Raw genomic sequence first — 19,085 nt, 5'->3', positions numbered from 1 at the left:
AGACGGCCCGTAAGCTCTTCAAATCACACCTAGAACACGTGTGGGTGAGGGTTTCGGGAGCATCGTGAAGGGCGGTTTCCGCGCCCGCGCCAAATGGTTTTCGATGTCGCGATTGGCCCATGCGAAAAGAGCCCGGTGGATCGGGCAATCCTCTTCCGATGGGCCGTCGGATCAGGTCTGATCCGGCCGTAACTGCATCTCCAGCGCGTCGATCAGATAGGTCAGCGCTTCCACGCGACCCTCGTCGCTGTCGATCCCCGCGGGCGGGTGCAGTTCTTTCGAGAGCACCTCGTGCAGATCCTGCAGCACGATCTCGCGCACCGCCGGTTGGCGGGCCTCGATCACGCCGAGGAGCGAGACGAAGGCGCTTCTCAGCACCCCCAGCTCCGCCGCCCAGGCGAGCGTGGCGGCAATACTTCCCTTCTGGAGATCATGCAGCGCGCTCGCCAGCATCTCCGTCTTGATTTCGTCAGCTTCCAGCATGGCTCTTCCTCCACCACGCCGGCACCACAGAGCCCAACATCCCCAACCGTCGCGGCACCGTCCGGAGATTGGAACGAAGATCACGGGGTCTGGCGTTGATTTCCGTCATCAAATCCCGTGCCGATGCAGATTTCACGGCAGCCCGGGCGAAGTCTTGCCGAGGGTTCATGGGGAGATTCGCCTGAAACGTCCAAAACACTCTCACTGGGAGTATCTGGTGCACCTCATGCACTCCCTGGGTGCATCCCTCAAAGGCTGCCCGATAAAGATTCACCCACAGATTGTATTCTTCATCTTTTGTGACGACGCGGCGCGGGGCGAGGACGGCCCATACTGATCTCATGGCGACGCTGCTCGCCTCGGAAAAGCGGGCCGTGTGGTGGACGGTTCAAATTTTGATCCCTTCGCAATTAGGAGATGCGAAATGAAGTCCATGTTCAAGCACCTGAGCCGCTTCCGCAAAGACGAAAAGGGCACCACGCTGGTCGAGTACGGCATCGCCCTGCTCGTGGCGATCATCGTCGGCGGCGGCGGCCTCATCACGCTGGCGAATACTACCAACACCAATTTCACGAGCGCGAACACCGCTGCGACCCGGCCCTAAGCCGCTCCATCACCGCCCGCGCCGAAGCCGGCGCGGGCGTCCTCCGACAGCGTTTTTGACAGAGGTGTCCTCATGGCCATCCGCTCTATCCTCGTTGCCCTAGTCGGCGTTACGGTCGCGGGTGCCTCGGCGTTCGCCACACGCGAATACCTCAGCCTGCAATCGGCCCATGCCGCGACGGAGTCCAAGGCCGACCTCGGCACCGTTGTCGTCGCCGCCACTGATATTCCTTTCGGCCAGCCGATCCGGGCGCAATCCGTCGAAACGATCCCCTGGCCGCGTGAGGCGATCCCCGCCGGGGCGTTCCAGTCCAGCGCGAGCCTGCTGCCCTCCAATGGCAAGCCGCCGCGCCGGGCCACCCATGCCTTCGCCAAGGGAGATCTGATCCTAGGCTCGAAGGTCTCAGCCTTCGGTGCGAAAGTAACCCTGGTGCAGACCCTCAGCCCCAACGCCCGCGCCATGGCCATCAAGGTCAATGCCGTGACCGCCGTCGGCGGCTTCGTCACCCCGGGTGACCATGTGGACGTCGTCCTCACCCAGGGTCGCGACGCCAACCTAAAGGCCGTCACGATCCTGCAGGATCTCCGCATCCTCGGCGTCGACCAGGTCTCCGACCAGAACCACGACCGCCCGGATGTCGCCCGCACCGTCACCGTCGAGGTGACGCCACAGCAGGGCCAGATCCTGGCCCTCGCTCAGCAGGCCGGCATCCTGAGCCTGACGCTCCGCTCCGCCGCCAACACCTCGTCGGACACGCCGATCGCCTCGATCCGGCTGAACGACGTGCTGCGCGACAGCTCGCCCGTCGACAAGCCGCAGCCCGGGGTGACGATCAAGGTTCGCCGCGGCGACAAGCCGGTGGAGCTCGTCGAAGTCAAGTAACGCCAGACGGCGCCTGCAACGCCGCAAGCCCGGGCGCGGACCGCTCCGCCGCCCAACGGGAAAGGTCCGTGTCGATGAAACGCCACCTTCACAGCTTCGCCACCGAAAGCCGCGGGACCATTCTGGTCTTCTGGGCGATCGCCTTGGCTGCCGTGCTTGGCATCACGGCACTCTCCTTCGACATCGGCCGCGTCGCGTCCACCCATGCGGAGCTGCAGTCCTTCGCCGATCACGTGGCCCTGGCCGCGGCGGGCGAACTAGACGGAAAGCCCGATGCGATCACCCGCGCAACCAGTGCCGCCGCCGGTATGGTCAGCGGGTCGCAGAGCTTCGGTGACGGCAGTCACGCGCTCGGTGGGGCAAGCGACTATACGATCGCCTTCTACGCGACGCTCCCGCCGACCGACACCACCGCCCTCGGCACCGCCACGACCGACCCCGCCAAGGCGCAGTATGTCGCCATCACCGTCACCCCCCGCAACGTCGGGCTGACCTTCGCCCGCGCCGCCTTCGCGCTGCTGGGACAGACGGCGCCGAAATCGCTCGTCGGGGCCACGGCCGTCGCGGGCTTCACCCAATACGCCTGCGATATCACGCCGATGATGTTCTGCCTGCCGAGCCCGACCTACCGTGCCGACCAACACAAGGGCGACATGATCGTGCTGCGCTCGGGCGGCAACGGCGCGGCCTGGGGCCCGGGCGATTTCGGCTTTCTCGACCCGACCGGCTCCGGCATCACCGCCGACCAGTCCGGGCCCTGCGCCGGCCTCGCCCCCAACGGGGTGAAGTATTTCGAGTGCCTGCTCGCCGCCGAGGGCAATATCAGCCAGTGCTTCAGCCAGCGCGGCGTCGATACCGAGCCGGGCCAGAAGAACGGGATCGAGAACGCCGTCTTCAACGTGCGCTTCGACATCTACCAGTCCTCGATGAACGGCAGGAAGGCCGACAAGGCCTATCCGCCGGCACCGAATGTCATCAAGGGCAAGGTGCCGAAGGGGGGCGGCAGCTGCATCGGCCAGAACGCCGACTTGTCGCCGAACACCATGTCCCTGCCCCGAGACACATGCCTGAACGACGGCAGCTGCACCGACGGCGCGCGCTTCGGCAACGGCACCTGGGACTCGGCCGCCTACCTGGCAGAGAACTGGCCGAACGGCGCGCCGGGGGGCTGGACCAGCGGCAGCCGCTGGTCGCTCTACAACGCCGAGATCAACAACCCGACCGCCGCGAACTCGATCCTCGAGAGCGGCAAGGCCGAGACCGGCCTGCCCTCCTGCTCACCCAACATGTCGGCCTATCCGGAACGGCGGATGATCGTGGCGGCCGGCGTCGACTGCGGCGCGACCCAGATCAAGGGCAGCACCACCGACGTGCCCGTCACCGAGTTCTTCAAGATGTTCCTGACCGAGCCCGTCGGCCAGGACACCAGCTCGCCCCCGATCGTGAACATCTATGCCGAGATCATCGGCTCGGCCGAGGGCTATGGCGGCGCCGGCGGCAAGGGCGGGCTCTTCCACGACGTCGTGCAGCTTTACAGGTGACGCGGATGGCACGGCCCTCCCCCCAACCCCATGAGGCCCGCCCCCTCCGCCGCTTCCTGCGCGGCGAGCGCGGCGCGATCCTGGTGGAATTCGCCATGGTCCTGCCGATGATGCTGATCGTCTTCGCGGTGATCATCGAGGGCGCCCGGCTCCTCTGGTCCTATCAATGTGCCGTCAACGGCGTGCGCGAGGCTTCCCGCTACCTCTCCCGCATCGCGCCGGCGAATATCTGCGTGACGGGCGGAACCCTCGATGCCGATCAGGCCGCGCTCTTGGCCATTGTTCAGACCGGGATGGCAAATGCGGGCACGCCGCTTTTCCCGAGCGACGTCACCGTCGACACCGTTACCCCGAGCTACAGCTGCGATACCGGCACCTACCGCAACAGCCCGGTCGCCATCGGCTCGGTCCAGGCCGCGATCACCATCACCTATCCATTCGCGGCGATCTTCAACCTTGCCGGTGGCGCGCCGGCCTCGATCACCACCACCATCACCAACCAGTCGAGGATCTACGGGTCATGACACCGGACCGCCTGCGCAACTTCTGCCGCCGGACCGCCTCGCACGGGGCGGGCGAGGACGGCGCGGTGCTGGTCGAACTGGCGCTCGTGCTGCCGCTCTTTCTCTTCATCCTATTCGGGCTGATCGACTTCGGCCGGCTGGCCTATGCGCTGGTGATGGCGGAAAGCGCCGTCGACATGGCGGCGCGGATCGCCGTTGTGCGGGCGCCGGCCTGCGCCGGGGTGCCGACGGCGAACCTGCGTTACACTGGAAGCTCGGCGCCCGTCCCGGCGCCGCCCTATGGCACCAGCTGCAGCGCGGGCGGCAACATCTGCGCCGGAACCTCGGCCCCGCCGTGCACGGGAGTTCTCTCGAACACCACCGCTTCCGAGATCTGGAGCCGCGTCGCCCCGTTGATGCCGAGCGGCACGACCGTTGCCAACCTTCAGTTCACCTACACCTACGATCCGAAGCTGGGCTTTCTCGGGGGGCCTTACGTCCCAATGGTCACCGTCGCCCTTACGGGCGCCCAGTTCCAGTTCGTCACGCCCCTCGCAGGGCTGGCCCAGATGCTCACCGGCACGGGGCTCGGCTTCAACCAGATCGAGGATTTTCCAACCATCAGCGCCTCCCTGCCCGGCGAGGACCTCGCCCAGGGCCCGGGAACCTGAGCCATGACCGCGACCAAGGAGATCAGCCGATGACCGACCAAGCCCGATCCCTGCTGGTGATCGCGCCGGATCCCGGCCTAGCCGAGACCGTCGGCGCCGCCGCCGCAACGCTTGATGCCGTCCGCATTCAGACCGAGATCGGCACGGTTTCTGGCCTCAACGGCCGGGCGGTGACGCTTGCCGCGGGCCATGACCTCGTCATCTTCCAGTCGGACCCCGCCGACCCGGCGGAGATCGACGCCGTGCGCCGCATCGCCGCCGAAGGCCATGGCCGCACGACCTTCGTCGCTCTGGCCGACGAGCATACCTCGCTTGGCCAGATCCGGGCGCTGACCGAGGCGGGGGTGACCCAGGTCCTGCCGCTGCCCGCGGCGGCAGAGGATCTGGGCCGCGCGCTTGCCGCACTCGCGCCCCGTCCCGCGCCGGCGGCGCCCCAGCCCTCGGCCCGCGGGCGTCTCTTCGCCACGCTGCAGGCCCGGGGCGGCGTCGGGGCCACGCTTCTTGCGGTGAACCTCGCCGACCAGTTCGCCAGGGCCGCCAGCCGCCGCCAGGCGCCGCAGCGGGCCGCGCTGCTCGATCTGGACTTCCAGTTCGGCAGTACCGGCAACATGCTGGACCTTCCGGAGCAGAACACGCTGATCGACCTCGCCTTCGGCGACCGGATCCCGGACGCCCGTTTCCTTGATCTGGCGATGCAGGTGGTGCGGCCCGGCTTCTCGGTGCTGGCCGCGCCAAGCCGCCTTGGCCCTGTCGACGCGCTGAGCGCCAGACAGGTCGAGGCGCTCCTCGACCGCGCCCGCGAGCGGGCCGAGAAGGTCGTGGTCGACCTGCCCCGCCCGATGCTGCCCTGGATCGAGCCGGTGCTGAAGGCGGCCGACGCCGTGCTGCTGGTGACCGATCTCTCCGTCCCCTCGATCCGCCACTGCCGCCGGCTGATCGATTTCCTCTCGGCCGACCACCCCGGCTTGCCGATCCGGCTGGTGGTGAACCGCGAGCAGAAGCCGCTGTTCGGCGGTGCCGCGCAGAAGGAGGCGGCCCGCGCCCTCGAGCGCCCGCTCGACATCTGGCTGCCAAACGATCCCCGCGCCGCCCGCGCGGCCGGCGACCGTGGCCAGCCTCTCTCCCGCGCGGCATCGCGCGCGCCGCTGACCCGCGCGATCCGCCGCCTCGCCCGCCGACTGGAGGTCGAATTCCCCGCCGCCGTGTCGGCCCAACCTAACGCCTGAGGAGCCAGAGCCGTGTTCAAGCAATTCGTCAAACCCAGCCCGGCCCCCGCCCCGAATGTGGTGGATCTCGCCACGGCCGCGGTCAACCGCGACCTTGCCACCCCGGCACAGGATGCCGAGCTTCTCGCCCATCTCGACCTCAAGAGCCGTCTGCACGAAGTGCTGCTTGAGCGTCTGAACCTTGCTGTCATCGACAAGGTCGAGACCGCCGACCTGCGCCGCGAGGTCAGCACGCTGGTCTCGCAGGTGCTGTCCGAGGAAAAGCACCCGATGCGGGGCGAGGAGTTCAAGCAGCTTGTCGACGAGCTGCTCGACGAGGTCCTCGGCTACGGGCCGCTGGAGCCGCTTCTGGCAGATCCGACCATCACGGATATCCTCGTGAACTCCTTCCACTCCGTCTATGTCGAGCGCGGCGGGGTGCTGGAGCGGAGCCGCGCGCGCTTCCGCGACGAGCGCCATCTTCTTCGCATAATCGACAAGATTGTCAGCCGCGTCGGCCGCCGGGTGGACGAGAGCCAGCCCTGGGTCGACGCCCGGCTGGAAGACGGCAGCCGCTTCAACGCGATCATCCGCCCGGTCTCGATCGACGGGCCCTCGGTCTCGATCCGCAAATTCTCGAAGCAGCCCTACACGATGGACCGCCTTGTCGACATGGGCGCGCTGACCGGGCCGGCAGCGCTTCTGCTGAAAGCCTTCGTCGCGGCGCGGCTCAATGTGCTTGTGTCCGGCGGTACCGGTTCCGGCAAGACGACGATGCTGAACGCGATGTCCTCCTTCATCGGCGCACGCGAACGCATCGTCACCATCGAGGACGCAGCGGAGCTGCAGCTCCAGCAGGAACATGTGATCCGGCTGGAGACCCGGCCACCGGCCCCGAACGGCGGCGGCGCGGTCACCCAGCGCGACCTCGTGCGCAACGCGCTGCGGATGCGGCCGGACCGGATCGTCGTCGGCGAAGTCCGGGGCTCGGAGGCCTTCGACATGATGCAGGCGATGAATACCGGCCACGAGGGGTCGATGACCACGATCCACGCCAATACCCCGCGCGACGCGATGATCCGGCTGGAACAGATGATTTCGATGACCGGGATCGACCTGCCCGTCCATGCCATCCGCGGTCAGATCGCCTCGGCGCTGGATATCGTGGTCCAGCTCAGCCGGCTGAGCGACGGGCGCCGTCGCGTCATCGCGATCTCCGAGATCTCCGGCATGGAAGGCAATACCGTGACCATGCAGGACATCTTCGTCTACCTGCGTCGCGGCATCGGCGAGAGCGGCGAGGTGCTGGGAGAGTTCGTTCCCACCGGCGTCCGCCCGCTCTGCGTCGATCGGCTGGCCGCCGCCGGCGTCACCCTTCCGGGCGACATGTTCCTGCGCAAGGGAGTCCCGGCATGAGCGGGCTCGGAAATTTCGAAACCGGGATGCTGAGCTATATCGGGCTCTTCATCGGTGCGCTGCTGATCTATGAGGGACTCTGGCAGCTGCTGTCGCGGGCAGAGGCGCATGCCGCCACCCGCAACCGTCGCATGCGGATGATCGCGGCCGGCGCGAGCGCCGAGGAGGTCCTTGCCGTACTCAAGCCCGACGCGCCGGGCTGGTGGCTGGGCGGGCTGCCCTATCTCGGCCGCCTGCCCCAGGATATGCGCCAGGCGGGGCTCAGCTCCGACCCGACACTCTCCGCGCTGATCTGCGGCCTGGGCGCCTGCGCCACGGCACTCGCGGCCTCGCTCTACCTCTCGATCCCGGCGGCGGCGTCGATCGCCTTCGCCCTCTGGGTCGCGCTGCCGCTCCTGCTGCTGCGCCGCGCCCGGGGCCAGCGGTTCGACGCTTTCAGCCGCCAGCTGCCCGACGCGCTGGACCTGATGGCGCGCGGGCTTCGGGTCGGCCATCCGCTGAACGCCACCATCGCCTCGGTCGCAGAGGAGATGGCGGACCCGATCGCCAGCGAATTCGGCATCGCCGTCGACCAGATCGCCTACGGCGACACGCTGGTGGATGCGATGGCCGACCTTTCCCAGCGGATCCCGAACGAGGACATGCGCTATCTTTCCTCCTCGATCTCCATCCAGCACGCCACCGGCGGCGATCTCGCCCGTATGCTCGAGACGCTCTCGCGCGTGATCCGCGCCCGGATGGCGCTGCGCCGCAAGGTTCATGCGATCTCGGCCGAGGGGCGTCTTTCGGCGATCTTCCTCACCTGCATCCCTTTCGTGATGATGGGAATGGTCACCATCCTCTCACCCACCTATTACGGCGACGTCATGGGCGACCCGGCCTTCAAACCCGGCGCGGCGATCGTCTTCGGGCTGATCGCGCTCAACGCCGTCGTCCTGCGGCGGCTCGTGAATTTCCGCATCTGAGGAGGGTACGGCATGAGCCAGCTGATGACGCAATTTAACGCCTTTCTCGCCGGGTTGACGGCCCGTCCTGGCGATGTGACCACGCTCGCCATGATCGGAACCGGCTTCGGCGCTTTCCTCCTCGTCCTGGGCCTGGCTGGTGCCTTCGGGCGCCGCGACCCGGTGCTGCGACGGATCGGCGACAGCGCCCGTCCCCAGCGGGCCAGCGCGGAAACCGGCCTGCTGCAGGTCACGCCCAGCGACCCGCGCGGGATTTCCAAGGCCTTCGTCCCCTCCGACAAGGCCGAGCGCACCCGCGTCCAGCGCCAGCTGGTGCAGGCCGGACTGACCGGCCCGCACGCGCTCCGCAACTACTACCTGCTGCGCATCACCCTGGGCGTTCTTCTGCCCCTGGGGCTTCTGGCCCTGCTCATCGGTCTGCGTGCAAACGTCATCCCAGCGCCACCGCAGCTCGCCGCGCGGCTCGGCGGCCTCAGCCAGCTGGCCATGGTGCAGGTGACGGCGGTGCTGGTCGGGCTGGGCTTCTTCGGCCCGGCCTACTGGCTGCGCTCGCGCACCCAGCGCCGCCGCCTGGCGATCGAGCAAGCCTTTCCCAACGCGCTCGACCTGCTGCAGATCTCGGTCGAGGCCGGCCTCGGCCTCGATTCCGCGATGATCCGGGTGGCCAACGAGATCCGCGATGCCGCGCCCGAGATCTCTGCGGAGTTTCTTGCGGCCGAGCGCGAGATCCAGGCCGGCCAGCGCCGCGACAAGGCCCTCGCCGCCATGGCCGAGCGGATGCAGGTCGAGGAGGTCCGCTCCTTCGTCAACGTCGTCATGCAATCGGCGCGCTTCGGCACCAATGTCTCGGAAGTCCTGACGACCTATGCCACCGAGATGCGGAACGCGCGCGAGATGAAGGCGCAGGAAATGGCCAACAAGCTGCCTGTGAAGATGTCGGCGGTGCTGGCCTCGCTGATGCTTCCGGCGCTGATCATGCTTACGGTCGGGCCGGTGGTGCTGCGTTACATCCGCGCATTCGGCTGAAGGCGCGATTCGGCGCCGCGGAAAAGTTGACAGCGACGAGATACGTGAACAATCCACCGCATTTGGCTGGAATTTAACGAGTTATCGGTTCCAACCAGAGGCATATACGCCGCTATCAAGCCGCATTTCAGGCTCGTTGACGCAAAACAATGACGCCTTTCCGCCCCAATCGGAAGCTGGTCCATGAGGCAGGCGCATTCCGATGCGAACGATAAGAGGCAAGACCCGTCGCGCACCACAGGAAGTCACAGAACTTCGATAGGGGACGTGTAATGGGTGCATTCTTCGACGAGACCAAGGGGGGGACGGGCACCCCCGCACTCGCCGCGGCCTTCCCCCTCTGGGTGGAGGCCACCAGCGCCTGGTGCGCAGCAATCCGGGACGAGGTCGCGCTGGAGACGGCGCTGACAGAGCTTTTGGCCGCGGCCGGCGCGGAGGCGGGCATGATCGTCCGTACCCGCCGGCAGGACGGCCACCAATACCGGCTGGCTCTGAGCGATCGGATGGCCGCGGGCGCGATGCCGCTGCGCCAGTCCTATGCCGCTCAGGCCTTCGGGCATCACCTCGAATACGCCCGCGTCGGCACGGTCTGGGTGCAAAGCGCCTGCGACCCGGTCGAGGCGGAGACGCTGGCCAACTTCCAGGAGTCGCGGCAACTGCGCGATCTGGTGGTGCTGGTGCTCTCCAGCGGCCCCAGCCTGCGCGACCATATCGAACTGCACTTCCGGCATCCGGTGGACCCCGACATGCAGGGCCTCTTCGGCGGTGTTATGACGGTGCTGGCGCGGAACTGGGCCGGGCATAACCTGACGCTCGATGCGCGACCGCTCGCCGGGCCGGCGACGCTCTCCCGCATGCCGGCGCGGCAGGAGATGCCGAACATGCTCGCCCCCTCCAACCCCGCGCGGCTGAGCCGGGCAGAGTTCCGGGTCTGCCTGCTCCTCTCCCGCGGCCTCTCGGTGCAGGGCGTCTGCGACGCGCTTGAGCTGACAGAGGCGACGATCCGCTCCCATCTGCGCAACATCTACGCCAAGTCCGGCGCAGCGGGGCTGGTGGAACTGGTCTACCTGCTGACCTCTGACACCCGGGCGGATGCCCCCATGCCGCTGTCGCGGTCGGCCTGAGGCGGCGGAGATGGAAAACCTCGCACCCCTCGCTCTTGCCGCGCCCGTCCTGCTCGCCGCGGCGGTCTTCGACCTCAGGCACATGCGCATTCCGAACGCGTTGAGCGTTGTGCTGGCGACGATCTTCGCCGCCGCCTGCCTTGCCACCCTGCCCGGCGATTTCGCGATGCGGCTGATCGTGGCAGGAAGCGTGCTTGTCCTTGGCGCGGCGGCCTTTTTCGCCGGCCTCGTCGGCGCGGGCGACGTGAAGCTCCTGACGACGCTTCTGCTGCTGGTGCCGGCTGCCGGGATGCCGGTGTTCGCGCTGGAATTCTCGGCCGGGCTCGCCGTGACCATGGCCGCGCTCTTCTCGCTGAAGCGGCTCCCCGTAGTGGCCGGCCTCGGCTGGCGCGGCTTTGCCCCGGGGCGGGAGTTCCCGATGGGCGTCGCGATCGCCCTGGCGGGCCTCAGCCACCCCTGGGTGATCGTCGCCCTGTCCTGAGCGCGGGGCCCGAAGGCCCCGCCCCGTCAGCCCCCGTTGCGATGTGCGACGATGCTGTTGATCAGCGCGATGATCGCACCGCCGAGGAAGATCAGCGTCGAAAGCACGAAAACCTGCGGCGGAATCCCCGTCTTCACCGCGCCATAGACCCAGAGCGGGAAGGTCAGCGTCTGCCCGGCGACGAAGCTGGTGATGATCAGGTCGTCGATCGACAGCGCAAAGGCAAGAAGCCCGGCCCCCACGATCCCCGGAAGGATCAGAGGGAAGGTCACCGTCCAGAAAGCCACCCAGGGCGTCGCCCCCAGGTCCGCCGCCGCGCGGTCGAGCGAGCGGTCGAGCACCGAGACCCGCGCCCGGATCACCACCACCGCGAAGGCCACCCCGAAGGCGACATGCGCGATCAGGATCGTCAGCAGTCCGCGCGGCAGGTTCAGCGTCAGGAACAGCGACAGAAGCGAGGCGCCCACCACCACCGCCGGCGCCGCGATATCGGCGAAGATGACGATGTCGGAGGCCGACTTGCCCCGGAACCTGTAGCGCGCCAGAGCGATCGCAAGCGGCGTCGCCAGCACCACCGAGACGATCATCGACGCAAAGGCCACTTCCAGCGAATGCAGAAGCGCCCCGGTCAGATCCTCGATGGCGAAGGCATGACTGTACCAGCGCGTCGTGAAGCCCAGCCATTTCAGCGAGACCCGCCCGCTCGGGCTGTTGTTGAAGCTGAAGGCGATCATCACCGCGATCGGCAGCAGGGTATAGACCATGAAGCAGGCGGTGTAGATCACCAGGATCCTGCGGGCGAGGCCCTTGCCGGACCGGATGCCTTCTCCCAATGTGGCAGGTGCGCTCATGCCGCGTAATCCTGGATGGTTTCGGCCCCGAAGACGCGGGCGTAGAGGTAGATCGCCACAATCAGAAGGAACATGAGGATCGAGGACAGCGCGGCGGCCATCGGATAATCCTGGCTGTTGAAGAAGTTGTACTGGATCACGTTGCCGACCATGTTCGTGCCCGGCCCACCGAGGACGGCGGCGTTAACGAAATCACCGACGTTGGTGACGAAGACCAGCAGAAACCCGGCGAAAATTCCCGGCGCCGAGAGCGGCAGTACCACGCGCCAGAAGGCGCTCGCCGGAGAGGCGTAGAGGTCGCCAGCCGCCTGCACAACCCGCCTGTCCACCTTCTCCAGCGCGACATAGAGCGGCAGCACGTAATAGGCGACCGAGTTGTAGACCAGCCCGCCGATCACCGCGGTGGAGGTCGAAAGCACATAGAAGCTCCTGGGCAATAGGCCCGCGGATTTCAGCGTCCCCAGCACCAGCCCCTGGTCGGACAGGATGAACTGCCAGGCCAGCGTCCGGATCACGAAGGACACGAAAAACGGCAGCAGGATCAGGAACAGCAGGCTCGCCTTGTGCCGCCCGCCATAGAAGGCGATCCAATAGGCCACCGGGTAGGTGATGACGAGCGTGATGAAGGTCGAGAGCGCCCCGTACCAGAACGAGCGGACAAGCTGGTCCTGATAGCGCCCGATGGCATGGCCGAATTCGGCGAAATGCCAGGAGAAGACATAGCCGGTCAGCGGATTGCCGGTGGCCAGGGACATCGACAGCATGGCAACCAGCGGCACCACGAAGAATGCCGCCAGATAAAGCCAGCTCGGCAGGCCGAGCAGGAAGGGCGCCGCCCCCCTGCCCAGCCGCCGATGAGGGCGCGCCTCGCTCATCCCTGAACGATCGGACCGAAGGTATCCGTCCAGGCCTTGTTGTCGTCGTAGCTCTTGAAGACGTAGAAATCATGCACCTTCGAAAGCATTTCCTGCGACGGGAAGACCAGCGGGCTGTCGGCCACGGCCGCGTCCTTGATCACGTCCTTGATGTAGGCTTGGGCCGAGGGCACCGGGCAGATGTAGTTGACGTAATCCTCGATCGTCCCGGCGGCTTCCGGCGTGTAGTAGTAGTTCATCCACTCCAGCGCCGAGAGCGGGTTGGCCGCACCCTTCGGGATCAGCATGTTGTCGTGCCAGATCATCCCGCCCTGCTCGGGCACGATGAACTTCAGGTCCTTGAAGCCCTTGGCATGGGCCTGGAATACGTCGCCCGACCATGCCTGGCTGATCCAGGTGTCGCCATTCTCCAGCGCCGTGATGTAGCTCTGGTCGTAGTACTGGCGGACGATGCCCTTGTCCTTCTGCTCCTTCAGCGCGGCTGCGGCCTTCTTCCAGTCGTCCGGGGTCGACTTGGTCGGTTCGATCCCGAGCTTCAGCATCGCGGCGGAGCCGAGCTCGTAAAGGTCGCTCATCATGCCGACGTGGCCGGCGAACTTCGGATCCCAGAGATCGTCGAAGGATGTGATCTCGCGCCCGGTGAGCTTGGGATTGTAGGCGATGCCGGTGATGCCGGACTGCCAGGTCATCGTATGCTTGTTGCCCGGGTCATAGGCCGGGTTGATGACGCTCGGGCTCGCGTTCTTGAAGAAGTTCGGCACCTTCTCCTGCCACAGCGGCACGGCGAAGTCCTGCATCAGGATCTCGGTCAGAAGCCAGCCGTTGGTGATGACGATGATGTCGTTGCCGATCGACTGTCCGGCCTTCAGCACCGGCGCGATCTTGGCATAGAACGAGGCGTTGTCTTGGATCACCTCCAGGTATTTCACCTTGATCCCGGTCTTCTTGGTGAAGGCGTCCAGCGAAGGATGGTCGCCCTTGTCGGTCACGTCGATGTAGTAGGGCCAGTTGGCGAAGACGAGCTCCTTGGTGGGCTTCTGCTTCTTCCACCAATCGGCCCACTGCCCGCTGAGCGGCGCGGGAGAGGCGGCGCGGGCAAAGCGCGGCAGCGCCATCGCGGCCATGCCCATCGCGCCGGCGCCCAGCACGTTGCGGCGGGTGAAGCGCGACTGGGTCAGCCCGCGCACGATGGCCGGATCATCCAGCCGGTAACCGCTGTTGGTCTTTTTTTCGTCACTCATTATTCGTGCTCCCTTTGGTCCCTGTTGTGGTTGGTTTCACGACGAAAGTATGGTCCGGCCGCCAGGCGATGCGCACCACCTCGCCCTGCCCTGGCGGGCGGGCGTCACGGTTCTGGACATAGACGGTGAAGCTGCGCCCCTCGGCGTCGCGGATCGTGTATTGATGCCCGATGCCGGTGTAGACGCTCAGCTCCACCGTGCCCTCGAGGCTGTTCCAGTCCGCGCCAACCGACTCTCCTGACGGCAGCACGAGGATCTTCTCCGGCCGCACGCCCAGTCGGATGCGCGGGCCGCGCCCCTGCAACCGCGCGCTCGGCACCAGAAGCACCTGCCCGCCGGCAAGACGGACGCTGACATTGGCCCCGCTCTCGCCCTCGATATCGCCCGACATCATGTTGGAGGCGCCGAGGAACCCCGCCACGAACTCGGTGGCCGGGCTGTCGTAGACCTGATCGGGCGGGCCGACCTGCTCGATCTTGCCATTGGCCATGACGGCGAGGCGGTCGGACATGACGATCGCCTCCTCCTGGTCGTGGGTGACATAGAGGAAGGTGATGCCGACCTCCGACTGGATCCGCTTCAGCTCGATCTGCATCTGCTTGCGCAGCTTGAGGTCAAGCGCGCCAAGCGGCTCGTCGAGAAGGAGGAGCTTCGGCCGGTTCACCAGCGCCCGGGCCAGCGCCACGCGCTGCTGCTGGCCGCCGGACAGGAGCGCGGGCTTGCGCTTTTCGTAGCCCGTCAGGTCAACGAGCCGCAGGACGTCTTTCACCCGCGCCTCGATCTCGCTGTTGCCGACGCGCTTGCGGCGCAGCCCGAAGGCCACGTTCTCGAACACGTCGAGATGCGGGAAGAGCGCGTAGGATTGGAAGACCGTGTTCACGTCGCGCCGGTAGGGCGGCAGGTGGCTGACGTCGGTGCCCGAGAGGTAGATCGCCCCGCTCGAGGGTTCCTGGAAGCCGCCGATCATCGACAGGGTCGTGGTCTTGCCGCAGCCGGAGGAGCCAAGGAGGCTGAAGAACTCCCCACTCTCGATGGTGAGCGACAGATCGTCTACGGCGATCGTATCGCCGAAGCGTTTCGTGACGTTCTCTAGGCGGACGTCCATCCGCTCCTGCGAACGTCCGCGTTCGATCCGTCCGGGCGATTTCAGCTCCGCGCTGGGTGGTGTCATGATGCTCCCTGTCGCCGTTTCCCCCGAATCCGCCTGCAGGGCCGGCCGAATGCGCTTCTTTGCGTCACAATCGAAAGCCGGCCCATAGCCCGGGGCTTGGACCGATCTCATTATTCTCTGGCGCTTAGGTCAAGAGCCATCCTTGTCGAAGGCTCGCGGACCGTGCGATTCCGGTGGCAAAGCTGCACCCGGCGACGGAAAAGCACTGGCGCCGCGCGCCCTCAAGAATTCGTGAAGTGCGGCGGTTTTCTGACGAAGGATTCAAAATCGCAAGGCCCGCCACGCAGCGACCGGCCCGGAATCCGCGACACACCAGAGGGCCCGCAGCAAGGGCAAGCGGCCCGCCGCCGCCTGTCGCGGCACGGGAACGATCTGCCTCTTGCGTGGGCGTTCTGCTGAAAATCAGGGCGGCGCCGGGGCGGATCAGTTCCGCCCCGGCTTCAATCAGGCGCCGCCGCCCGCGGAAGCCATCCTGTGATCGGTGTAATCGGTGAGCATGGAAGCCATGTCCTGCTCCGTCACCGGCAGCCGTAACCCGTTCGCGCCGGTGTCCACGGAATGCGCGAGGATCGTCACGCAGAGCCTTGTCCCGGAAACCGATTTCAGCGGCACGAAGGTTATCTTGCGCGGCTTCAGTTTCGGCGAAAGCCAGGTCGCGTGGATCACCCCGATCGGGTGGCCGTCCTTGGAGAACAGGACCTGCCCGACGAAGGCGTCACTGTTGCCGAAGACGCCGCAAATCTGGTTGCGGGCCGCCAGGTATTCGCTCCTCGACGGTTCCGTCACCCCGACCAGCGAATTGCCGCCAGAGATCCCGAGGGTGCCGGTATCGGCCCCGCCCGTTGCCACGCCGCCCGAGCCGGTGCTGCCTGTGCCGGTGCCGGTACCGCCCGTCGATCCGCCGACCGAGAGCCCGGCGCTAACCCCGCCAGAGCCGATCGAGGCGCTGACGCCCACGCCGCTACTGCCGCCGACGCTCGCCCCGACGCTCGCGCCACTGCCACCGCCAAGGCTGGCGCTGGCGCTGGTGGACCCGACAGAGGCACCGACACTCGCGCCAGAGCCACCGCCGACCGACGCCCCGACGCTCGCCCCACCGACGCTGGCGCCGGCCGCGATGCCACCGGAACTCGTGCCGCCGACCGAGGCCGAAACCCCGCCCAGCGAAAGACTGAGCGCACCCGCCGCACCCGCCGCCGAAAGAACCAGCGCCCCGGACAGGGCGAGCCGCCCGGCCAGCCGCCGCAGCCCCAAATCGGCGGCTGCCTGATCCCCGTTACCGCTGTATCCCGGCATCGCGCGGGCGTTTTGAAAAGGAATTCTCATCTGGAATACTCCCATACATACCCCGGGTCCGGTCCGACGCTAATGGTTGTCGCGCAGCAACGACTCACACCCTAAGGGAGATTTTGCCAAGGCTTTGGGGCCGCTTTGTGGCCCTTCCACTCCGATTGACAGGCAGAATCCCGCGAAAGACCCCAGGTGATCCGATACCGGAACCGGCATTTGATGTGCATTTGGGTGGAATCCGATTTTTGCGCCACATTTCGCCATGAAATGAACGCCCTGTATTACAAATCGAGGCATCATACTTTCGTCCGATTGGCACCCAAGCGCAATTATCCTCGCTCTCCTTCCAAGTGATCCTGCACATGTCCGAGGCGATTATGGAATGCGCAACGAAACGGGCCAGGCCCGGCGCGCAATCCAAAGATCCTCGGGGAACGTCATCGCGGCCCACCCCCACCATTCCTTCGGAGGCGGAACCGCGATGGGTCTGGGGGCGTGCAAATAAGGCGTTGGAGACTTTCAATGATAAACTTCGGGAAAAGACAGGTTTCGGTGGTGTCGGTTGCGGCCGTCGCACTGGCATTCGGCGGGGCGTGGCAGGGCATGCCCGGCGCCGCCCAGGCGTTGACCCTCGGCCTCGGCGGCCTCGGAAGCGTCTCGGTCGGCGGCGGAGGCGGCGGGCTTAGCGTTGGCGCCACCGCCGCGGGAGAGACCGCCTCCGTCGGCGTCAACACCGGCGGCAATACGGCCAGCGTCGGGCTTGGCCCCTCGAGCGGCAGCACCAGCGGCGGCGGCACCGGTAGCGGGGGCAGCGGCACTGGCAATGGGGGCACGGGCAACGGCGGCAACGGTACCGGCAACGGAGGCACGGGTACCGGAAACGGCGGCACCGGCGGCGGGGGCAGTGGCACCGGCGGATCCAATGGCAGCGGCGGATCGAACGGCGGTAACGGATCGAACGGCGGCAACGGAACCAGCGGCACGGGCTTCACCGGCAGTGTGACCGACACCAGCGGGCACTCGGGCGGTGGCAACGGGTATCTCGTGCCTGGCGCGGACGGGATGCTCGCCTCCGCCAACGCCATGGTGCCGCCGCAGCAGATCTATCCGGTTCCCACCGGCGAAATGCACGGCAAGCTTGCCTGCAACGATGGCCGCGGCACTGGGCCGGCTTTCATCAACTACACCGTGCTTGATGCAGAGGCCCACCCGCTCGGCGTGGTGCAGGAGGCGCGGCTCTCTCAGACCGGCGCGATCAAGATGATCCGTTTCCTTGCCCTGCCGCAAGACACGCCGCGCTACAACTTCTGCGTGGCGATGAAGAACGACGGGGCCTTCCGCGTGGTCGGCGGCGCGGTGCAGGTTCCGCTGGACGGCGCTCGCGTCCGATCGATCATCCAACAGGCGCAGAACCGGTAGGGCGGCCTCCACTCTCCCGGGCGGGCCGCTGTCTTCCGGCCCGCCCGGCCCGCCTACCGGCCTTGCGCCAGAGCGCGGCCCGGCCTCGCATCCTTCCCCATCTGCCCGGCCGCGCTCTCCCCAAAACTTCGCTAGACCTCAGGAGAATAACATGACTTTCAAAACCGGATTTGTCTGCGCCGCGGCGCTGACCCTGTTGGCCGGAAGCTCGGCCGCGGCGACGCTGAACCTCGGCCTCGCCTCCGTTTCGGTTGGCAACAGCAGCGGGGGCGGGCTCTCCGTCGGCGCCAACGTCGGCCACTCCGGCTCCGTCGCCAATGCCGGCGTCTCGGTCGGCGGCGGGCAGAGTTCTGGGCTGGCGCACGCAGACGCCTCGGCCCTCGGTGGTTCGGTGAATGCCCACGTCGGCGCTTTGACCGGCGGCGCCGGCCAGGTCGACCTGCAGCATCTCGCCACCGGCAATGTCACCGTCAGCAAGCCCGGCACGCTGGCCCAGAGCCTGACCAACATCACCGACGCCGGGGGCCAGCTGGGCAGCGGCGGCGCATTGGCCGGCGTCGCGGGCGGCGCGCTTTCCGGTGTCACCGGCGGTAGCGGCACGGGGCTTGGCGGGATCGCCGGCGGCCTAGGCCCGATCGGGTCGCCGATCGACCTCTCCTCCGCGGTAACCAATATCACCACACCCGTGACCGCGGCCACGGGCGGCGGCACGCTTTCCGGTCTGAGTGGCGGCCTCTGACGAAACACAGCAATGCCGCCGGGGTTCCGGCCCGGTGCAGGACCCCCAACGCCATTCCACGCTTCGGGCCGGAGCTTTCCGCCTGGGCCGGCCTCCCCCAAGGGCCGGCCCATTTTTGACCGTACCCGGCCCTGGCCGCCTGCCGTCAGGTTTCGTCCTGAGACAGGGCTGCAAGGAGGTCTTCGATGACACCCGAGACGAGCTGCTGACGGCTGGTCAGCCCCGACTTCCTGAAGATCGACGTGACGTGCGACTTGATGGTGGATTCCGAGGAATTCCGCATGCCCGCGATCTCCCCGTTGCTGAACCCCTTTACGACGAGCAGCGCCACGCTCCGCTCGCTGGGCGTCAGGCCCCAGGCCTGGAACTGGCGCTCCACATGGCTCTGGAATTCACCGGCAACGGCAGAGATCTGATCCTCGATCCGGCGCGAGCGGCGCACCGTCAGCGCCAGCATGATAATGCTGCAGAGAACGCCGCACAGCAGGCCCAGGCTCGCCAGGATCTGCAGGATCTCGTAGGCTTCCCACGGGATGAACGGCACCCGGATCAGGAAGACGTCGGCGACGAGGCTGAAGACGAAGAAAAGCCCGCTGGC

20 protein-coding genes are annotated in these 19,085 nt (G+C 66.9%); 13 read left to right on the top strand and 7 right to left on the bottom strand.

Annotated features, from left to right (window positions below; all coding sequences use genetic code 11):
- Positions 1-171: 171 nt before the first annotated feature.
- Positions 172-483 (bottom strand): hypothetical protein, encoded by a 312-nt coding sequence (locus tag EIP85_RS00120; RefSeq protein ID WP_127900107.1) that lies wholly within the window; start codon positions 481-483, stop codon positions 172-174.
- Between the two features lie 424 nt (positions 484-907).
- Between EIP85_RS00120 and EIP85_RS00115 the strand changes: the two genes are divergently transcribed.
- The 11 genes from EIP85_RS00115 (at position 908) to EIP85_RS00065 (ending at position 10,901) form a co-directional block, all read left to right on the top strand.
- Complete coding sequence (locus tag EIP85_RS00115; protein WP_206615408.1) at positions 908-1,087, top strand: Flp family type IVb pilin; 180 nt, start codon at positions 908-910, stop codon at positions 1,085-1,087.
- A 72-nt stretch (positions 1,088-1,159) separates the two neighbouring features.
- On the top strand, positions 1,160-1,969 hold the full coding sequence (cpaB, locus tag EIP85_RS00110) for a Flp pilus assembly protein CpaB (RefSeq protein ID WP_127900106.1): 810 nt from the start codon (positions 1,160-1,162) through the stop codon (positions 1,967-1,969).
- Between the two features lie 74 nt (positions 1,970-2,043).
- Positions 2,044-3,510: a pilus assembly protein TadG-related protein gene (locus tag EIP85_RS00105; protein WP_127900498.1), complete on the top strand. Its 1,467-nt coding sequence runs from the start codon at positions 2,044-2,046 to the stop codon at positions 3,508-3,510.
- 5 nt (positions 3,511-3,515) lie between these two features.
- Positions 3,516-4,034: a TadE/TadG family type IV pilus assembly protein gene (locus EIP85_RS00100; RefSeq protein ID WP_127900105.1), complete on the top strand. Its 519-nt coding sequence runs from the start codon at positions 3,516-3,518 to the stop codon at positions 4,032-4,034.
- The gene (locus EIP85_RS00095) at positions 4,031-4,684 is read left to right on the top strand and encodes a TadE/TadG family type IV pilus assembly protein (RefSeq protein WP_127900104.1); all 654 of its coding nucleotides are present in this window, start codon (positions 4,031-4,033) and stop codon (positions 4,682-4,684) included. Before EIP85_RS00100 ends, EIP85_RS00095 begins: the two co-directional genes overlap by 4 nt.
- A gap of 29 nt (positions 4,685-4,713) precedes the next feature.
- A complete protein-coding gene (locus tag EIP85_RS00090; RefSeq protein ID WP_127900103.1) occupies positions 4,714-5,910 on the top strand; it encodes a CpaE/TadZ family protein in 1,197 nt (398 codons plus the stop codon).
- Positions 5,911-5,922: 12 nt separating this feature from the next.
- Positions 5,923-7,305 (top strand): TadA family conjugal transfer-associated ATPase, encoded by a 1,383-nt coding sequence (locus EIP85_RS00085; RefSeq protein ID WP_127900102.1) that lies wholly within the window; start codon positions 5,923-5,925, stop codon positions 7,303-7,305.
- Positions 7,302-8,270 carry a type II secretion system F family protein gene (locus tag EIP85_RS00080; protein WP_127900101.1) on the top strand — a complete coding sequence of 323 codons (969 nt, stop codon included), beginning with the start codon at positions 7,302-7,304 and terminating at the stop codon, positions 8,268-8,270. The genes EIP85_RS00085 and EIP85_RS00080 overlap by 4 nt, the downstream gene beginning before the upstream one ends.
- Before the next feature lie 12 nt (positions 8,271-8,282).
- Positions 8,283-9,296 (top strand): type II secretion system F family protein, encoded by a 1,014-nt coding sequence (locus EIP85_RS00075; protein ID WP_127900100.1) that lies wholly within the window; start codon positions 8,283-8,285, stop codon positions 9,294-9,296.
- Between the two features lie 272 nt (positions 9,297-9,568).
- Positions 9,569-10,420, top strand: a complete 852-nt coding sequence (locus EIP85_RS00070) for a helix-turn-helix transcriptional regulator (RefSeq protein WP_127900099.1) — start codon at positions 9,569-9,571, stop codon at positions 10,418-10,420.
- Positions 10,421-10,430: 10 nt separating this feature from the next.
- A complete protein-coding gene (locus EIP85_RS00065) occupies positions 10,431-10,901 on the top strand; it encodes a prepilin peptidase (RefSeq protein ID WP_164871605.1) in 471 nt (156 codons plus the stop codon).
- A 26-nt stretch (positions 10,902-10,927) separates the two neighbouring features.
- On the opposite strand, the gene EIP85_RS00060 is transcribed toward EIP85_RS00065, so the two are convergent.
- From EIP85_RS00060 to EIP85_RS00040, 5 genes are all read right to left on the bottom strand, one after another.
- Positions 10,928-11,752 carry an ABC transporter permease gene (locus EIP85_RS00060; protein WP_127900097.1) on the bottom strand — a complete coding sequence of 275 codons (825 nt, stop codon included), beginning with the start codon at positions 11,750-11,752 and terminating at the stop codon, positions 10,928-10,930.
- Positions 11,749-12,627 carry an ABC transporter permease gene (locus EIP85_RS00055; protein ID WP_127900096.1) on the bottom strand — a complete coding sequence of 293 codons (879 nt, stop codon included), beginning with the start codon at positions 12,625-12,627 and terminating at the stop codon, positions 11,749-11,751. Before EIP85_RS00055 ends, EIP85_RS00060 begins: the two co-directional genes overlap by 4 nt.
- Entirely contained in the window at positions 12,624-13,868 is a 1,245-nt protein-coding gene (locus EIP85_RS00050) for a polyamine ABC transporter substrate-binding protein (protein ID WP_127900095.1), read from the bottom strand. The genes EIP85_RS00055 and EIP85_RS00050 overlap by 4 nt, the downstream gene beginning before the upstream one ends.
- Positions 13,861-15,039 (bottom strand): ABC transporter ATP-binding protein, encoded by a 1,179-nt coding sequence (locus EIP85_RS00045; protein ID WP_127900094.1) that lies wholly within the window; start codon positions 15,037-15,039, stop codon positions 13,861-13,863. Before EIP85_RS00045 ends, EIP85_RS00050 begins: the two co-directional genes overlap by 8 nt.
- A 444-nt stretch (positions 15,040-15,483) precedes the next feature.
- Positions 15,484-16,365 carry a hypothetical protein gene (locus EIP85_RS00040; protein WP_127900093.1) on the bottom strand — a complete coding sequence of 294 codons (882 nt, stop codon included), beginning with the start codon at positions 16,363-16,365 and terminating at the stop codon, positions 15,484-15,486.
- A gap of 486 nt (positions 16,366-16,851) precedes the next feature.
- Here EIP85_RS00040 and EIP85_RS00035 point away from each other — a divergent pair, with 486 nt between their 5' ends.
- The gene (locus tag EIP85_RS00035) at positions 16,852-17,748 is read left to right on the top strand and encodes a hypothetical protein (protein WP_127900092.1); all 897 of its coding nucleotides are present in this window, start codon (positions 16,852-16,854) and stop codon (positions 17,746-17,748) included.
- Positions 17,749-17,899: 151 nt separating this feature from the next.
- Complete coding sequence (locus EIP85_RS00030) at positions 17,900-18,487, top strand: hypothetical protein (protein WP_127900091.1); 588 nt, start codon at positions 17,900-17,902, stop codon at positions 18,485-18,487.
- A 145-nt stretch (positions 18,488-18,632) separates the two neighbouring features.
- On the opposite strand, the gene EIP85_RS00025 is transcribed toward EIP85_RS00030, so the two are convergent.
- Positions 18,633-19,085: helix-turn-helix transcriptional regulator (locus EIP85_RS00025; protein ID WP_164871604.1), on the bottom strand; the 453-nt coding region annotated here is incomplete at its 5' end.

It is taken from the genome of Solirhodobacter olei (assembly GCF_004010155.1).
Classification (GTDB): Bacteria; Pseudomonadota; Alphaproteobacteria; order Rhodobacterales; family Rhodobacteraceae; genus Solirhodobacter; species Solirhodobacter olei.
The sequence above is the reverse complement of the archived record's forward strand: the minus strand, read 5'-3'. Positions and strand labels throughout refer to the sequence as shown.

Bases quoted from the DNA above. Each gene is read 5' to 3' on its own strand.
- EIP85_RS00060 (WP_127900097.1), bottom strand. From the start codon at position 11,752: ATGAGCGCACCTGCCACATTGGGAGAAGGCATCCGGTCCGGCAAGGGC.
- EIP85_RS00080 (WP_127900101.1), top strand. From the start codon at position 7,302: ATGAGCGGGCTCGGAAATTTCGAAACCGGGATGCTGAGCTATATCGGG.
- EIP85_RS00045 (WP_127900094.1), bottom strand. From the start codon at position 15,039: ATGACACCACCCAGCGCGGAGCTGAAATCGCCCGGACGGATCGAACGC.
- EIP85_RS00040 (WP_127900093.1), bottom strand. From the start codon at position 16,365: ATGAGAATTCCTTTTCAAAACGCCCGCGCGATGCCGGGATACAGCGGT.
- EIP85_RS00070 (WP_127900099.1), top strand. From the start codon at position 9,569: ATGGGTGCATTCTTCGACGAGACCAAGGGGGGGACGGGCACCCCCGCA.
- EIP85_RS00035 (WP_127900092.1), top strand. From the start codon at position 16,852: ATGATAAACTTCGGGAAAAGACAGGTTTCGGTGGTGTCGGTTGCGGCC.
- EIP85_RS00095 (WP_127900104.1), top strand. From the start codon at position 4,031: ATGACACCGGACCGCCTGCGCAACTTCTGCCGCCGGACCGCCTCGCAC.
- EIP85_RS00050 (WP_127900095.1), bottom strand. From the start codon at position 13,868: ATGAGTGACGAAAAAAAGACCAACAGCGGTTACCGGCTGGATGATCCG.
- EIP85_RS00115 (WP_206615408.1), top strand. From the start codon at position 908: ATGAAGTCCATGTTCAAGCACCTGAGCCGCTTCCGCAAAGACGAAAAG.
- EIP85_RS00120 (WP_127900107.1), bottom strand. From the start codon at position 483: ATGCTGGAAGCTGACGAAATCAAGACGGAGATGCTGGCGAGCGCGCTG.
- EIP85_RS00105 (WP_127900498.1), top strand. From the start codon at position 2,044: ATGAAACGCCACCTTCACAGCTTCGCCACCGAAAGCCGCGGGACCATT.
- EIP85_RS00055 (WP_127900096.1), bottom strand. From the start codon at position 12,627: ATGAGCGAGGCGCGCCCTCATCGGCGGCTGGGCAGGGGGGCGGCGCCC.
- EIP85_RS00030 (WP_127900091.1), top strand. From the start codon at position 17,900: ATGACTTTCAAAACCGGATTTGTCTGCGCCGCGGCGCTGACCCTGTTG.
- EIP85_RS00100 (WP_127900105.1), top strand. From the start codon at position 3,516: ATGGCACGGCCCTCCCCCCAACCCCATGAGGCCCGCCCCCTCCGCCGC.
- EIP85_RS00075 (WP_127900100.1), top strand. From the start codon at position 8,283: ATGAGCCAGCTGATGACGCAATTTAACGCCTTTCTCGCCGGGTTGACG.
- cpaB (WP_127900106.1), top strand. From the start codon at position 1,160: ATGGCCATCCGCTCTATCCTCGTTGCCCTAGTCGGCGTTACGGTCGCG.
- EIP85_RS00090 (WP_127900103.1), top strand. From the start codon at position 4,714: ATGACCGACCAAGCCCGATCCCTGCTGGTGATCGCGCCGGATCCCGGC.
- EIP85_RS00065 (WP_164871605.1), top strand. From the start codon at position 10,431: ATGGAAAACCTCGCACCCCTCGCTCTTGCCGCGCCCGTCCTGCTCGCC.